This window comes from Streptomyces sp. Tu 3180 (assembly GCF_009852415.1).
Taxonomy (GTDB): Bacteria; Actinomycetota; Actinomycetes; order Streptomycetales; family Streptomycetaceae; genus Streptomyces.
Genome location: NZ_WOXS01000002.1, coordinates 7,027,333 through 7,041,916, shown reverse-complemented (window position 1 = coordinate 7,041,916; position 14,584 = coordinate 7,027,333). Strand labels below are relative to the sequence as shown.

The window sequence follows — 14,584 nt, the reverse complement described above, 5'->3', positions numbered from 1 at the left end:
GGTGCTGGAATGGACACGGCACGACCGGGTGGTGCGGGTGCCGCTGCGGGACGGCCGAGCGTTCGGCGTGGAGTTCCGCGACCCGGCCGCGTTCGCCGAGGTCTTCGGCGCCTTCGCGGTCGCGGCGTGCGGCGGGTCCGACATCGTCCGCGCGAGGGCCGCAGCGGAGACCCACCCGGATCCGGTTCCGATGCGGCCCCGCCCCGCCGGCGACGTGGGCTCCCGGCTGGACGTCCTGGACCTCTTCGGCTGACAGGCGGAAACGCCGGCAAGGGGCAGCGCTCCGTCAGGGACGCGGGGAACTGTCACAGGGCCGGCGTTCTCGACCGGCTCCCTCAGGGGGCGTTTCACACAGGCGCCTCCTGCTGCCTGCCGGACTTGCCTGCACCCCCGGAACTCCCAACGAAATGATTTTCGAGGTGGTTGGGGCACTCCGGAACCGCTGATCCGGGGGTGCGGTGCGGCTCGGCCGGAGCCGTGGGAAGCCGACGACGGGCTGTGGCGGTGCGCGGTGCGCCGAGAAGAACGGCCGCACCACCGCCGCGGCCCTGCGCCCCGGGCCGGACGGTGCCCTGAGAGGCCCGTACCGGCGTGCCCCGAACTGCGTCACCGGAACCGGTGGAAGATAAATACGTCGACAGCGCCCCTCGGTACTCGGCAGAGTGGCCGCCCGTGACGAGCAGTGAACTGTGGACCCGCGCGACCGCTGACCGCTACGACGCCGAGGAGACCGAGATGTCCTCGGCTGCCGTTCTCGGGCCGACTCTCGACTTCCTCGCCGAGCTCGCCGGAGACGGCCGGGCACTGGAGTTCGCCATCGGAACCGGACGGGTGGGCGTCCCGCTCCGGGAACGCGGCGTTCCGGTGGTGGGCATCGAACTGTCCGAGCACATGGCAGCGGTCCTGCGGCGCAAGGTCGACGAGAGCACGCTTCCGGTGGCCATCGGGGACATGGCCACCACCGTGGTCCCCGGCGAGTTCACCCTGGTCTATCTCGTCTACAACACCATCACGAACCTGCTCACGCAGGACGAGCAGGTCGAGTGCTTCCGCAACGCCGCACGCCATCTGGAGCCCGGCGGCCGATTCGTCATCGAGCTGGGCGTGCCGCCGCTGCGGTTCCTGCCGCCCGGCCAGGTCGCGGTGCCGTTCGACGTCTCCGAGCGGCATCTCGGCTTCGACACCTTCGACCTGGTGGAGCAGATCCTCGTCTCGCACCACTTCACCCGCGACGGCGACGACGGCCGCTACCGTCGCGGCAACTCCCGGCACCGGTACGCCTGGCCGGCAGAGCTCGACCTGATGGCCCGGATCGCCGGGCTCGAGCTGGAACGTCGCGTCGCGGACTGGGACGGGGCGCCGTTCACCCAGGACTCCGCGAAGCACATCTCCGTGTGGCGCAAGCCGGCCTGAGGGCCGCCCCCGGGCTGCCGATGTGAGCCGTGCTCGTGCGGAAGGGCACGGAACCGGCGAAGCCCCTCGTCGTCGGCGTGCCGAGTGAGATCACCACACCGACGACGAGAGGCGAGGGACGCAGAGGCGTGCCTCCGTGCGTCACCAGATGCGGAAGGAGACCGCCCGGTCGTTCATGTCGTCTCCCACGTACTGGACGCCCCCCACGTACTCCCTCGAGGTGCCGTAGCAGTTACCAGCCGTGTACAGGCGGACAGTGGCGGAACCGAATATCGAGGAGACGCGTTTCTGCCACTCCGGGGGCAGGTTGTAGCACGTCCCGCCCGACCCCGACCGCTCCAGGCCGGCACCCCTGTGACCGGAGTGCTCGTAGAACGTGGTGATGCTGCTCGCGCCGGACTCACCGGCCTGCGCGGGCACGATTCCCCCGAGCCCCGTGAACGTGAGGGCGGCGGCTCCGGACAGGATGGTCGAACGCACTCTCATAAAAGGGAATCCTTTCGTTCCACGCGACATGGCGCGCGCCTGGGCGTGCAGACCCGCAGCAGAGAACTCACGCGTTCCTGCCGGTGCTCAACCGGCACGACCGCTGTCGCTTGCACCGCCGCGGCGGGTGGTCGATCGCAATCGATCCTGCTGGACCGCGTCGCGTCGGGCAATCTTTTCGATGTGTCCCGAAAAGGGTTGCCTGTCCGGAGCCCGCGGGGTAAAGGGAACCGCACCACGACCTCCGGCCGGCAGGCGGTGCGGGCACCGGCCCCGGTCAACCGCGCCTTCGTCGGGCGACGCTCCGGCAACGCCGTCGCACCGGAAACCCCGTCCGGCCCGGCGAGCCGGTGCACCACCCGGACGACGGAAGTCGGCCCGGACGCGACCGGTCGTCGCGGCACCGGCTTCCCGGGTCGACGGCGGACGTTCGTTCAGGGCTTCAGGGGGCGCCCTCGACAAACCGGGGAAACCGCTGACACTCTCCCGCCATGCCTCTCGCACCTCGTGTTCCGCGCCGCGTCCTCGCCGGCGCCACCGTCGCCCTCCTCGCGGCCGCGGTCGGCTGCGCCCCGCAGCCCGAGGCCGACGCGCCCGCCGGGTCCTCCGGTCCGACCAGCTCCTCGTGCGCCGAGGGCGAACTCCCCACGAAGACCTCCGGCGAGCTGACGATCGCCACCGACCAGCCCGCCTACGAACCCTGGTTCAAGGACGACGACCCGTCCAGCGGCGAGGGCTTCGAGTCGGCCGTCGCGTACGCCGTGGCGGAGAGGCTCGGGTACGGCGAGGACGCCGTGGTCTGGCAGAGCGTGCCGTTCAACAAGGCCTTCGCCCCGGGTGAGAAGACCTTCGACTTCGACATCAACCAGGTCTCCGTCAGCGACGAGCGCAGGAAGGCCGTGGACTTCTCGTCCGGCTACTACGACGTGCGCCAGGCCGTCGTCGCGCTGAAGGACTCCGAGGCCGCGAAGGCGACCGGCGTCGCGGACCTCAAGGGCCTCAAGCTGGGCGCCCAGGTGGGCACGACGAGCCTCGCCGCCATCGAGGACGTCGTGCGGCCGACCCGGGACGCCGCCGTCTACGGCAAGAACGACCAGGCCAAGTCCGCGCTGCGGAACGGCCAGGTCGACGCGATCGTGGTCGACCTGCCGACCGCGTTCTACATCACCTCCGCCGAGGTGACCGACGCCGAGATCGTCGGCCAGCTCGAGAACCGGGGCGGCGCCCCGGAGCAGTTCGGCCTGGTGCTGGACAAGGGCAGCGCGCTCACCCCCTGCGTGACGGACGCCGTGGACGCGCTCCGCGAGGACGGCACCCTGGCGAGGCTCGAGCAGCGGTGGCTGGCCGACGCGGTCGACGTCCCGGTGCTCAAGTGACCGTCGTCGAGGGCGGGTCCGGCCGCGACGGCGCGGACGACGGGAAGGACGAGGACGGCGGGGGCGGCGCGGCCGGCTCGCCCGGCACGGCGGACCCGTACGTCCCGTCGCCGCGCCGGCTGGAGCGCGAGCGGTACCGGCGGGCCCGGGCCCGTCGCGCCACGGCGGTCGCCGCGCTGTCGACCCTGGTCACCGGGGCCGCCCTCTACCTGCTCGTCGTCAGCGCGCCCGGCTGGCCGCGCACCAGGGAGACGTTCTTCGACCCGGAGTACGCGCGCGAGGCGTTCCCCAAGGTCCTGGAGGGCCTCTGGCTGAACCTGCGGCTGCTGCTGGTGTGCGGCGCCGCCGTGCTGGTCCTCGGCATGCTCATCGCCGTGGCCCGCACCCTGCGCGGCCCGGTGTTCTTCCCGCTGCGGGTGCTGGCCGCGGCGTACACGGACTTCTTCCGCGGGCTGCCGCTGATCATCAACCTGATGATCGTGGTGCTGGGCGTCCCGGCGCTGCGGCTCCAGGGCGTCACGGTCGATCCGGTGCTCCTCGGCGGCACGGCGCTGACGCTGACGTACTCGGCGTACGTCGCCGAGGTGTTCCGCGCCGGCATCGAGTCGGTGCACCCCTCGCAGCGCGCCGCGGCCCGCTCCCTGGGCCTGACCAACCGCCAGGCGCTGCGGTTCGTGGTGCTGCCGCAGGCGGTGCGCCGCCAGGTGCCGCCGCTGCTGAACGACCTGGTGTCCCTGCAGAAGGACACCGGTCTGGTGTCGATCGGCGGCGCGGTCGACGCCGTGCGCGCGGCGGACATCGTCGCGGGCCGCAGCCTCAACTACACGCCGTACATCGTGGCCGGGCTGGTGTTCGTCGTCCTGACCATCCCGATGACCCGCCTCACGGACTGGGTGACGGCCCGGACGGAGCGCCGGCGGGCGCAAGGAGGAACGACGTGAGCGACGACGTGCCGGTGCTGCGGATGGAGTCCGTCCGCAAGACCTTCGGCGGTTCGGTCGTCCTGCGGGACGTCGACCTGGAGGTCGCCCCGCACACGGTGACCGCGCTGATCGGCGCCTCCGGCTCCGGCAAGTCGACGCTGCTGCGGTGCGCCGGACTCCTGGAGGACGTCGACGACGGAGTGATCCGGCTGGACGGCGAGGAGATCACCGACCCGCGCGCCGACCAGGACGCGGTGCGGCGCCGGATCGGCGTGGTCTTCCAGGCGTACAACCTGTTCCCGCACATGACGGTGCTGGAGAACATCACCCTCGCCCCGCGCCGGGTGCACCGCGTCCCCCGCGCCCGGGCCGAGCAGCGGGCCCGGGAACTGCTGGAACGGCTCGGGCTGGGCGCGAGGGCGGGCGAGTACCCGGACCGGCTCAGCGGCGGCCAGCAGCAGCGGGTGGCGATCGCGCGCGCCCTCGCGGTGCGGCCCCGGCTGCTGCTGCTCGACGAGATCACCGCGGCCCTCGACCCGGAGCTGGTCGGCGAGGTGCTGGACGTCGTGCGCGGCCTCAAGGGCGACGGCATGACCATGGTGCTGGCCACGCACGAGATGGGCTTCGCCCGCGAGGTCGCCGACCAGGTCTGCTTCCTGGACGGGGGCGTGGTGCTGGAGCGCGGCACCGCCGAGCAGGTCTTCGGCGACCCGCGGCAGGACCGCACACGGCGCTTCCTGCGGCGGATCGTGGAGGCGGGCCGCCTGTGAGGGGCCGAGGCGGGCCTGAGCTAGGCAGTTTCGTTTGGATCACCGGGCGGACCAGAGGAAGATTCCGGCGATGTGGAGTCCGGCGAGGTAGACGATGGCGGTCTTTTCGTAGCGGGTGGCGATGCCGCGCCACTGCTTGAGGCGGTTGATGCACCGCTCCACGGTGTTGCGCTGCTTGTAGGTCTCGCGGTCGAAGGCCGGTGGCCTGCCGCCGCGGCTGCCCCGACGTAGCCGGTGTCTGCGCTGGTCGGCGGGGACGGGGATTACTGCCCGGATGTCGCGCCTGCGCAAGTGCTCGCGGATCGCGCGGGAGGAGTACGCCTTGTCGGCCAGGACCACGTCCGGCCTGGTGCGGGGCCGTCCTCGCCGACGGGGAACGCGCAGGCGGGCCATGACGTCGGTGAATGCGGGTGCGTCACCGGCCTGGCCTGCGGTGAGGACGAACGTCAGCGGCCGGCAGCGGTCGTCGGCCGCGAGGTGGATCTTCGTGGTCAGTCCGCCACGGGACCGGCCGATGGCATGGTCGGCCGGCTCGCCGGCCGGGACCCCTTTTTGCGGGCCCCGGCAGCGTGCTGGTGGGCTCGCACGATCGTGGAGTCGACGGAGACGGCCCAGTTGAGGTCCTCGTCCGCGTCGGCCTGGGCCACCAGGGCGGTGAACACCCGCTCCCAGGTGCCGTCGACAGCCCACATCCGCAGCCGGTTGTAGACCCCTCGCCAGTTGCCGTACTTCTCCGGCAGGTGAACCCACTGCGTGCCGGTCTGGAACTTGCAGGCGATCGCGTCGATCACCTCACGACGGTCCCGCCAGCGTCCACCCCGCTTCGGCGTCCGGTCCGGGAGCAACGGCTCGATCCGCGCCCACTGCGCATCAGTCAACGGCACACCCGGACCAACGACCAACTGATCCAAACGAAACTGCCTAGGTGCTGGACCCCCGGATCGTCGCCGGTCCGGTCAGAGCCCCGCCCGCGCCAGCAGCACCACAAGCGCCTCCGGCTTCACCGTCTGCACCGACCGCACCTGCCCGAGCCCCAGTTCGTCGCGGCCCACGGGATCCCGGTACAGCGCCTTCGTCGCCTCGGGGAGCAGAGTCGCGCCGACCAGGTACGGGACACCGGGGTCGTCCAGGTTCTCCCAGGGCTCCTCGTCGACCTCGGCCACCGCGGCGACCGCCGACTCCGGGTGGGTGAAGAAGAACCAGAGACGGTCACCCTGTTTCATGCGGTTGCGGCGACCGAGCCAGAGTTCGAGACCGGGATCCTCCTCCGCCAGCCGATGCATCGTCTCCTTGTCGGACGGTTCCCCGTCCAGTGTGTCCTTGTTCGGGTTGAGGATGTAGATCCAGTCCACCACGGTTCCCCCTCGGTCGGCACACGCAACCCGTCACCGGACCACACATGCACGTCATGCACCGCTCACACAGCGATCGCCACGCCATATGGTGCCAAGTCACTCCGGTATCCGCAGCCTCCGGTTCCCGACAACTCGCACTTCGTGTCCGGCATGATGGCCACCATGCACGGTGGGATGGATGTGTGGGCGGCGGTCGCCGCCTTCGACCGGGGCACGGTGACCGAGGACGAGGCGCGGGCCGACGCGGAGCGCGAGCAGGTTCTCGCCCAGTTCCCTCTGGAGGACTGGCCGGCACTCCCCTGGAACGCTACGCCCTCGGAGTGGACGTGCCCGCTGCACAAGCACCGGGAACGGGGTACTGCCGCCTGATGGAGTTCGCAACACCGTGCCTCGGGAGCATCAGGGGCGGCAGCGCCGCCAAGCACATCATGTACCGCCACAACTCCGGCGAATGGCGGATGGCGGCTCCCCTGCGGGGCAGGGAACCGCAGGAGGCGTGGGCACGCCTGCGAACGCAGTTCCTCCAGGCCTTCGAGGCGGTGGACCGCCAGGACTTCGACGCGCTGGACGGACTCGACCTGCTGCGCTTCGGCCCGGCCCTCGTGACGAAGTCCCTGGCCGTCTACTTCCCCGGTCACTTCCTGCCCGTCTACTCGGCCGAGCACCTGCGACACTTCCTCCTCCTGCTGGGCGGCACGGCCGAGGCGGACTCCCCCGCCTGGCGCAGCAACCGCCGACTGCTCGAACTGATCCACTCACGGCCGGAGTTCGACGGCTGGAGCGGACAGCAGGTGATGCGCTTCCTCTACCGGCACCACGACCCCCGGTCCAAACGACGCACCATCTGGAAGATCGCCCCCGGCGAGCGGGGAAGCCGCTGGGACGAGTGCCGTGAGGGCCGGTTCATCTGCGTGGGCTGGGACGCGTTGGGAGACCTGGGCCAGTACCAGAACGACACCGAGCTCAGGGCAGCGCTCGACCGGCACTGGCCCGGGAGGAACGGCGGCAGTCTGACGCTCGCCCGGCGGCTGCTGGCCTTCCGGGACCTGGAGGCGGGCGACCGGATCGTCGCGAACCGGGGAACAAACGAGGTCCTCGCCACGGGCACGGTCACCGACAGCTACCGGTTCGTCCCCGATCGCGCCGAGTTCCAGCATGTCGTGCCGGTGGAGTGGGACACCTCTCACGCGCGGAGGCTGGACAGGCCCCATCACGGCTGGCGGTCCACCTTCGCCAAGGTCGACCCTGCTCTGTTCGCCAAGTTCACCGCGCCCCGGGCCGACGCGCTCGCCGGCCCGGGCGAGGAACGACGGGGTGATACCGCGACCGCCTTGCCCGACGACGTGCAGGCCGTCCTGGACGCGTTGGAGCGCAAGGGGCAAGTGATCCTGCACGGGCCGCCCGGAACGGGCAAGACACGGCTCGCGCTCGGCGCGGCCCTCGCCCTGACCGGCCGCACTGACGCCCTCGGTACCGAGCCGCGCGAGCGCGCCGAGGCCCAGGCCGAGATGCTGCGCGGCGGCAGTGTCCGCTTCGTCACCTTCCATCCGTCGTACGGCTACGAGGACTTCGTCGAGGGCTTCAAACCGGACCTGGACGCCACCGGCCCCGGGCTCACCCTCGCTCTCAAGGACGGCCTGTTCCATGACCTGTGCCGCCGGGCCGTCGACTGCCCCGACCAGCCGTTCCTGCTGGTCATCGACGAGATCAACCGCGGCGACCTGCCCCGCGTCCTCGGCGAGCTGATCACCCTCCTCGAGCTCGACAAACGAGGTCTGCCGGTCACCCTGCCCGTCAGCGGACGCAGCTTCCACGTGCCGTCCAACGTCAGGATCATCGGCACGATGAACACCGCCGACCGCAGCGTCAGCCACCTCGACGCGGCGGTCCGTCGCCGCTTCGCCTTCCTGCCGGTCGACCCCGATCCGGACGCCGTTTCGGGAACGATCGGCCCTCTCGACCTGGCGGCCTTCTTCGAGGCCCTCAACACCCGGATCGCCCGCCACCTCGACGCCGACCACCAGATCGGGCACGCCTACCTGTTGCGCGACGACGAGCCGATCGCCACGGAGGACGACCTGGCGGCCGCCTTCCACCACGAGGTCGTCCCCCTCCTGGAGGACTACTGTCTCGGTCGGACCGATCTGCTGCGGCGCGTCCTGGGCGATCTGGTCGACGCCGACACCGGACGCCCCCTGCAGATGTCCCCGCAGGACCTCGCCGACGCGCTGACGACCGAGTTCACCGGCGGCGGCTCCGGCACCGATGTCTGACCGCCCGGTCATCCGGCTCGCCGAGTACCAGAGCGTCCCGCTGGCCAAGGACCGGCTCACTCCACGGGACGTGGACCGGTTGCACGCCCTGCAGGCCCACGGCTGCGTGACCCTGATCGCGGATCACTCCGGTTGGCGGCTCAGGGCCGAGTCGACCGTCGGAGTCCTGGTGCTCGACCGCCTGCGGCTGGTCATCGAGCCGAAGTTCGCCGTTCCGGGTGAGCGGCTGATGAGCTGGCTCGGCTACGCCCTGCACGCGCCCCGCCCGCTGCGGTCCCCCACCCGGCGCTGGACCACCGAGCCGGACGGCTACGCGGAGCTCGTCGCGGCCGCGCTGCTGGAGCAGTGCGAGCACCTCGTGCACGACGGCCTGCGACGCGACTACATCCGCCGTGAGACCCTCGAACCGGTACTTCGGGGGCGTCTCGACGTGGCAGCCCAGGCCCTGCGCCGTTACGGGCAGCTGGACCGGTTGCACGTGCGCACGTTCGACCGGGAGACCGACATCTGGGACAACCTCGTCCTGGGAACCGCGCTGCGAACCGCGCTGCGGCTGGTGACCCATCCTGAGCTCGCCCGCAACCTGCACGATGCCGCCGCGGCCTTTCCCGCGGCCGCCTCCCCCACTGCTGCGCTCGACGCTCTGGACCGCATCCACTACACCAGACTCAACGCGCGCTACCGCGCCGCCCACATCTGGGCCCGCCTCGTCCTGCGCGGCGGTGGCGTGAGCGATCTCCTCACCGACCGGGGCACGGCGGCCGACGGACTGCTCCTGCGCATGCCCGCCCTCTGGGAAGCCGTCGTCCGGCGCCTCATGGCCGAGGTCGCCGCCCGGCACGGCGGCCGGATCCTTCCCGGAAACGGCGGTACCGGAATCACCGTCCGCGGGGATCTGGGCAACGCCTCCGCCTTCCGGCCCGACGTCCTGTTCGAACTCCCGGGCCGGAACGGCTCCACCCGCTCGCCGCTGCCCGTGGACGCCAAGTACAAGCGCTACGACCGCCACGGCGTCAGCGCCGAGGATGTCCACCAACTGTTCACCTACGGTGTCGGCTACAGCTCTTGCACCACGGCGAGAGCCGTCATCGTGCATCCGCAGCCCGGTGTCCGCGCCCACCGCCTGCTGGAAGTCAACGGCCCGCAGGGCACGCTCGCCATGCTCCACGTCATCGGCATCGACACCGACGCGCATCCCGAGCAGGCGGTCGCGTGGATCGGGGACACGCTCCTCTGAGCCGACCGCCGACCGACAGGCGCATCTCGGCGGTTCTCCGTCGTCCTCCTTTCAACGTGCGTAACCGGTCAGCACATCGAACACCTCTCCACGCGTACACATTTTCGAATCAATCGATCCTTCCTAATGTGTTGACGATGCTCACAAGTAAAAGTAATCCTCATTACGCAAACAAGGTGCCCGCCGTTCTCAGGCACACCTCATCTCGCACCACCGTGGAAGGGACAGTTGTGACCGACCCGTCGCAGGCCTCCGCCGACTCGCCCGCCGACCCCTCGACCTCCGTGCGTGGGCTTCTCCTCGACCGACTCGACGGTTCGAACCTCACTCCAGAGGCACGGTCCCTGCTGCGTGAACTGCTGCCGGACGAGCGGGTCCGGAGCGGTGAAGGGCGAGCGAGTCCGGTGCAGCTGCGGTCCATCACCGCGGCCGGCTGGCGGGGCATCGGTCCACGGACCACCCTCGAACTGCCGCCCGGCCCCGGCCTGGTCGTCGTCGCGGGACCCAACGGCTCGGGCAAGTCGAGCTTCGCCGAGGCTGCCGAGACCGCGCTCACCGGGCGCAATTCCCGCTGGGAGGGACGGCGGGCCGGTGACTGGCAGAAGGGCTGGCGCAACCTGCACAGCCCCGACGTCACGCCCGAGGTCGGAGTCGAACTGGCCGTCGGCGAGCGCGGCGAGGCCGTCACCGTACGGCGGACCTGGTTCGGGGCCAAGGTCGACGAGGCCCGGACCGAGGTCGAAGCGGCGGACAGCTCGGAACGGAGCCTGGACGAGGTCGTCGATTCCGAGGCGTTGGAGCTCGCCCGGCCCTTCCTGCCGTACAGCGAACTCGGATCGATGATCAACGGTACGCTCGGCGGGCTGCACGACGCCTTCTTCAAGCTCCTCGGGCTCGAACTGCTCGCCGAGTTCGACGGCCGGGTCAAGGACGCGGTGAGCGAGTGCGAGCAGACGATCAAGCGGGCGGACGCGCTCACCTCGCAGCTCCGTGACACGTTGGCCGCACTCGACGACCCCAGGGCCGGCGAAGCCGTGCAGGCCCTGTCGGGCACCCGGCCCGACCTCGGCCGGGTGCGGGCCCTGCTGGGCAGCCGTACCCCGGCCGCCGAGGCCGAACTGGCCCGGCTCCGGCAGCGGGCGAGCCTGGCCGGTCCGGATCTCACCGAGGTCGGCGGAGCCGTGGCCCGGTTGCGGAAGGCCGCCGAGGAGGCCGAGGAGGCCCGGTTCAGCAGTGCCGAGGAGGCTCGACGTCTGGCCCGGCTGCTGGAAGCGGCCATCGAGCACCAGCGGCGCTCCGGAAGCACGGACTGCCCGGTCTGCGGCGCGGGGAACCGGCTCGACCGGGTGTGGGCGGAGCAGGCTCGGACCGAAGTGGAACGGCTCCGGGCCGAGGCCGCCGACGCGCAGGCCACCCGGCACGACGTGGCAGTGGCGGTACGGGCCGTCCACGACCTCGTACAGCCGGTCCCGGTGTGGCTGCGCGGTGAGACGTCCCCTCTCGCCGCGGTGTGGCAGGAGTGGGCGCAGTGCCGGGACGTCGCACACCCCCGCGAGCTGGCGGACCGCGTCGAGCGTGCCGCGGCCGCCCTGGACGATACCTGCCGACAGGTACGGGAGGAGGCCTCCCGGCACCTCACCGAGCACGACGGTGCCTGGCAGCCGGTGGCCACGCGGCTCGCCGAGTGGTTGGGCGCGGCGGAGTCCGCGGAAGGGGCGCGGGAGCGGCGCAAGCACGCACGGAAGGCCCGCAGCTGGCTGCGGCCGATCATCGACGAGCTGCGCGACGAGCGACTGCGCCCCTTCGCGCAGCGGTCGCAAGAGGTGTGGCAGAAGCTGTGCGAGCACAGCAGCGTCACGCTCGGTTCCGTCACCCTCGCCGGCACCCCCGGTCGCGGCAAGGTCGAACTGGGCGTCTGTGTGGACGACATGGACGCCCCCGCCTACAGCGTGATGAGTCAGGGCGAGCTGCACTCGCTGGCCCTGTCACTCTTCCTCCCGCGTGCCACACACGCGGCCAGCCCGTTCGGGTTCCTCGTCATCGACGACCCCGTGCAGTCGATGGACCCGGAGAAGGTCGAAGGGCTGGCGCGGGTTCTCGACGCCTGCGCCCGTGACCGGCAGGTGATCGTCTTCACCCACGACACCCGGCTCCAGCAGGCCGTCGTCCACCTCGGCATCAAGGCGACCGTGCTGCGGGTCACCCGTCAGCCCGACTCGGTGGTGGGCCTGGAGGTTCTGACCGACCCTGTGGAGCAGGCGCTCAAGGAGGCGCGGGACATCTCCCTGGACCCGAACCTTCCGCGTGACGTGGCCGATCACGTGCTGCCCGCCATGTGCCGGGTGGCGGTGGAGGCGGCCTGTCTGGAGACCGCGCGGCGCCGACTGCGTGACGAGCGGGAACTCGGTCTGCGGGACGTCGAGGAGCGCGTCGCCTCCCTGGACCGCACCAAGACGTACGTGTCCCTCGCGCTGCTCGGGGACGAGCGGCAGCACGCCCGCGAGGCCGTCGAACGGATCTGTGCGGGTGGTTGGGCCCTGGTCGAAGCCTTCAACTCCGGTGCGCACGAGTCCCTTCCGACGGTGGAGGACCGCAAGGGACTGGTACGCCGGACCGAGGCGCTGGCGGCCGCCATCCGGCGCAGCGGCGAATCCGGCAGCGTCGGGGGTGTCCGGTGAACGTGTCCCCGCAGGCCCTCGTGACCGCTGCCCACCGCCTCCTGCTGCCCGGACCAGGCACCGTACACACCCTGGCACCCGGTCTGCGCGCCCGCGCCGCCGCCGTGTTGCTCTGGATGGCACTCGACGAAGCACTGGACGCGTACTGGCGGCGGATCACCCCGTCGATGACACGGGTCGGCAAGCACCGCCTGCTGTGCCTGGGCTGGTACGCGGGCCACGAGACGGCCCGCCGCTGCCACACCACCTGGTCCGCCCTCAGTGCGGCCTGCCACTACCGCCCCTGCGAACTGACTCCGGCCCCGGCGCAGATCCGCACCCGTCTGCGGGAGGTCGCCGACCTGCTGACGGCGCTCGGCGCCGCGGAGGACTGAGCGGTCGCGCCGTACACCCCGCACATCTCCGGACACGAGGATTCACCTTGGACACCCGCCGATACCGCATGGTCGTCACCAGCGGACTGGACTACGTCGCGACCGGCGCACAGGTCGACGACCGGCTGCGCCAATGGCTCAAGGACCCCCCGAAGAGCTATGACGCCGACGCCTTCACCGAGGGCCGCAATGAGATAGCCCGCGGCGTCACCCTCGACCACGACTCCGCCACCGGCACTTCGGGGGCGTACGGCCGCTGGCGGTTGCGCGAGGCGCTGCCCGGCGGAACCTGGCAGACCACGCTGGTGATCCGCCAGGCCGGAGACGGCCCGACCAGGGTCCAGCTGGACGTGGAACACCTGCCGGACGACCCCGAGGCCGTGCCCGTACCGGCCAAGACGCCCCGGCTCGCGCGCGGTCTCCTCGAGGTCCTCGACGCACGCGACGGCCTCGCCGACGTCACGGCCGAGCCCCAGGTGGTCGAGGCGGAGGACGTCGACGCCGTCATAGACGAGCTGTGCGACGAGACGCGGCGCCTGCCGGTCGTCGTGGCCAGCACACCGTACGGGGCCGACTTCGACGCCTGGCTGGAGGGCACCGTGGACCCGCTGGTCCGGCCCCTGGCGGGTCTGGCGATCCTCTACGTGCTCACCCCGGAGGCGGAGGCCCGCTTCAACCACGCGCTGGAGTACCACCGGGTCTACGGCGGCGGGGTGCGCACCTACCTCCCGGGAGTCGACCCGGCCTGGCCCGCCGACGGGCAGCGACACCGGGTGATGTCCCGCAGGCTGATCACCGACCGCCCGTCCCAGGCCCGCAGGATCATCGCCCAGCTGCCCCAGCGGCTGGCCGCCCGTGCTCCCCTGCCCGCCGAGCTCGACTCCGTGCCGGTCATGCGGACCCGCGCACTGGGTGACTCCGCCGCGCCCGAACTGGAACGGCTGCGCGTCGAGAACGAGACCCTCCACGAGATCCTGGAGGAGGCGGGGCGGGAGCAGCGTGTACGGGCCGACGAGATCCGCGACCTCAAGTACGAGCTGCGGAAGGCCGAGGACAACGAGACCCTGCTGATCGCCGAGTACGACGAGCAGTACCGGGAACTGCACGCGGTCCGGGCGCAGTTGCAGACGCTGCGCAAGCAGATGGTGGAACTGGGTGCCGCCGCGGCCGCGTACGCCCCGCTCACCGCGCCAGAGGGCGAACCGGACTCCTTCGAGGAGCTCCTGCAGCGCCTCGACGCCCTGCCCCGCCTGCACTTCACCGGCTCCCGCAAGGTGACGCTCGACCTCGACGCGCAGGCGTACGGCTCGTCCTGGGTGCGCATGACCTGGGACGCGCTGCTGGCGCTCGGAGACTTCGCCCAGGCGGCAGCCGCCGGGCGGGTCGGCCGGGACTTCAAGCAGTGGTGTGCCGACGCGCCGGGCGGGGTCCGCACGATCTCACCCCGGAAGATCGTGCGGGACGAGTCCAAGTCGGTGAAGGGCAACTCGAGCTGGCGCCGGCAGCGTACGTTTCCCGTGCCGGAACACGTCGACCCGGCACGAAAGGTGTTCATGGGCGCGCACGTACGCGTCGGCGGCGGCAACACGATCGCACCGCGGCTGCACTACTTCGACGGGGCGTGCAGCGAGTACGGCATCTACATCGGATACATCGGACCCCATCTGTCCAACACGTTGACGTGACAAGCCACTGACGG

At 71.3% G+C, this 14,584-nt stretch carries 13 protein-coding genes and 1 pseudogene; 11 read left to right on the top strand and 3 right to left on the bottom strand.

Features of this window, described 5'->3' with window-relative positions:
* Window position 1: 1 nt before the first annotated feature.
* A complete protein-coding gene (locus GL259_RS39055; protein WP_243762443.1) occupies window positions 2-253 on the top strand; it encodes a hypothetical protein in 252 nt (83 codons plus the stop codon).
* Window positions 254-672: 419 nt separating this feature from the next.
* Window positions 673-1,413, top strand: a complete 741-nt coding sequence (locus GL259_RS32205) for a class I SAM-dependent methyltransferase (protein ID WP_159536787.1) — start codon at window positions 673-675, stop codon at window positions 1,411-1,413.
* Between the two features lie 141 nt (window positions 1,414-1,554).
* On the opposite strand, the gene GL259_RS32200 is transcribed toward GL259_RS32205, so the two are convergent.
* Window positions 1,555-1,899 carry a hypothetical protein gene (locus tag GL259_RS32200; protein ID WP_159536786.1) on the bottom strand — a complete coding sequence of 115 codons (345 nt, stop codon included), beginning with the start codon at window positions 1,897-1,899 and terminating at the stop codon, window positions 1,555-1,557.
* Between the two features lie 491 nt (window positions 1,900-2,390).
* Here GL259_RS32200 and GL259_RS32195 point away from each other — a divergent pair, with 491 nt between their 5' ends.
* From GL259_RS32195 to GL259_RS32185, 3 genes are read left to right on the top strand one after another with little or no spacing between them, the layout of a single operon-like run.
* Window positions 2,391-3,275 carry an ABC transporter substrate-binding protein gene (locus tag GL259_RS32195; protein WP_159536785.1) on the top strand — a complete coding sequence of 295 codons (885 nt, stop codon included), beginning with the start codon at window positions 2,391-2,393 and terminating at the stop codon, window positions 3,273-3,275.
* Window positions 3,272-4,216, top strand: coding sequence for an amino acid ABC transporter permease (locus tag GL259_RS32190; protein ID WP_159536784.1), 945 nt, complete (start codon window positions 3,272-3,274; stop codon window positions 4,214-4,216). Before GL259_RS32195 ends, GL259_RS32190 begins: the two co-directional genes overlap by 4 nt.
* Window positions 4,217-4,239: 23 nt before the next feature.
* Window positions 4,240-4,968 carry an amino acid ABC transporter ATP-binding protein gene (locus GL259_RS32185; RefSeq protein ID WP_159539159.1) on the top strand — a complete coding sequence of 243 codons (729 nt, stop codon included), beginning with the start codon at window positions 4,240-4,242 and terminating at the stop codon, window positions 4,966-4,968.
* A gap of 39 nt (window positions 4,969-5,007) precedes the next feature.
* Here the strand turns inward: GL259_RS32185 and GL259_RS32180 are convergent.
* Together GL259_RS32180 and GL259_RS32175 are read right to left on the bottom strand one after the other, a co-directional pair.
* Window positions 5,008-5,870 (bottom strand): annotated as a pseudogene (locus tag GL259_RS32180) (IS5 family transposase).
* 54 nt (window positions 5,871-5,924) lie between these two features.
* Window positions 5,925-6,323 (bottom strand): hypothetical protein, encoded by a 399-nt coding sequence (locus tag GL259_RS32175; RefSeq protein WP_159536783.1) that lies wholly within the window; start codon window positions 6,321-6,323, stop codon window positions 5,925-5,927.
* A gap of 162 nt (window positions 6,324-6,485) precedes the next feature.
* Here GL259_RS32175 and GL259_RS39050 point away from each other — a divergent pair, with 162 nt between their 5' ends.
* The 6 genes from GL259_RS39050 to GL259_RS32150 all read left to right on the top strand — a co-directional run bounded on the left by GL259_RS39050 (window position 6,486) and on the right by GL259_RS32150 (window position 14,570).
* A complete protein-coding gene (locus GL259_RS39050) occupies window positions 6,486-6,692 on the top strand; it encodes a hypothetical protein (protein ID WP_243762442.1) in 207 nt (68 codons plus the stop codon).
* A complete protein-coding gene (locus GL259_RS32170) occupies window positions 6,692-8,596 on the top strand; it encodes an AAA family ATPase (RefSeq protein WP_243762441.1) in 1,905 nt (634 codons plus the stop codon). Before GL259_RS39050 ends, GL259_RS32170 begins: the two co-directional genes overlap by 1 nt.
* Complete coding sequence (locus GL259_RS32165; RefSeq protein ID WP_159536782.1) at window positions 8,589-9,833, top strand: PE-PGRS family protein; 1,245 nt, start codon at window positions 8,589-8,591, stop codon at window positions 9,831-9,833. The genes GL259_RS32170 and GL259_RS32165 overlap by 8 nt, the downstream gene beginning before the upstream one ends.
* Before the next feature lie 230 nt (window positions 9,834-10,063).
* The gene (locus tag GL259_RS32160) at window positions 10,064-12,511 is read left to right on the top strand and encodes an ATP-binding protein (protein WP_243762440.1); all 2,448 of its coding nucleotides are present in this window, start codon (window positions 10,064-10,066) and stop codon (window positions 12,509-12,511) included.
* Window positions 12,508-12,885: a hypothetical protein gene (locus GL259_RS32155; RefSeq protein ID WP_159536780.1), complete on the top strand. Its 378-nt coding sequence runs from the start codon at window positions 12,508-12,510 to the stop codon at window positions 12,883-12,885. Before GL259_RS32160 ends, GL259_RS32155 begins: the two co-directional genes overlap by 4 nt.
* 47 nt (window positions 12,886-12,932) lie before the next feature.
* Window positions 12,933-14,570: a hypothetical protein gene (locus GL259_RS32150; RefSeq protein WP_159536779.1), complete on the top strand. Its 1,638-nt coding sequence runs from the start codon at window positions 12,933-12,935 to the stop codon at window positions 14,568-14,570.
* Window positions 14,571-14,584 lie beyond the last annotated feature (14 nt).